General features: G+C 31.2%; 2 protein-coding genes. One reads left to right on the forward strand and one right to left on the reverse strand.

Going from position 1 to position 584, the window contains the following annotated elements; all coding sequences use genetic code 11:
* On the forward strand, positions 1–206 hold a 206-nt coding region (locus tag AB4623_RS24240), incomplete at its 5' end, for a hypothetical protein (protein WP_372147551.1).
* Between the two features lie 42 nt (positions 207–248).
* Here AB4623_RS24240 and AB4623_RS24245 read toward each other — a convergent pair.
* Positions 249–458: a Flp family type IVb pilin gene (locus AB4623_RS24245; protein WP_017060823.1), complete on the reverse strand. Its 210-nt coding sequence runs from the start codon at positions 456–458 to the stop codon at positions 249–251.
* Positions 459–584: the final 126 nt, after the last annotated feature.

Here is a 584-nt window from a genome sequence, read left to right on the forward strand (position 1 = left end):
AATCTGAGGTCGTATACCCTAAAGTAAAAGAAGCTATCGCAATAATTACGACATATAAATTAGGTATTTCTCTCTCCGTTATATCTTTAAAACATATTATCAAACTAAAGAAAATAAGAGTAATAAATGCGGATATATATAACATAATTTACTCTCATAAAAATTTACAAGTAACACTTTATCAAATGAAGTTATTAGCTACCTAATGTAAAATTTCGGTAATATTAGGTAGCTAATCAAACCTAAAATTAGTCGCCAAGGCTAAGATTTGTTTTAATAGTTGCAAACGACGTTTCCAAAGTGTCTACAAAACTAGTCGCATCTGTATAAAAAACTGCGATTAACATGGTTGCCATTGCAACAGCGATTAACCCATATTCAATCGCGGTAACGCCTTTTTCATCATTTTTAAGTTTATTCAAATAATTGAGCATATTTACGTAAAGTTTAGTAATCATGATGCCATCCTTTTTTCATGCTTCTAGTGCAAAGCAATTAGATCTTAGTAATCAGATCACTTTCTCACATTCGGTTACTATCGGTTTCCCCGATATCAAAACCAAAAATACACGCGATTTAAAAGC

Source organism: Vibrio sp. 10N.222.52.C12 (assembly GCF_041474215.1).
Classification (GTDB): Bacteria; Pseudomonadota; Gammaproteobacteria; order Enterobacterales; family Vibrionaceae; genus Vibrio; species Vibrio crassostreae_C.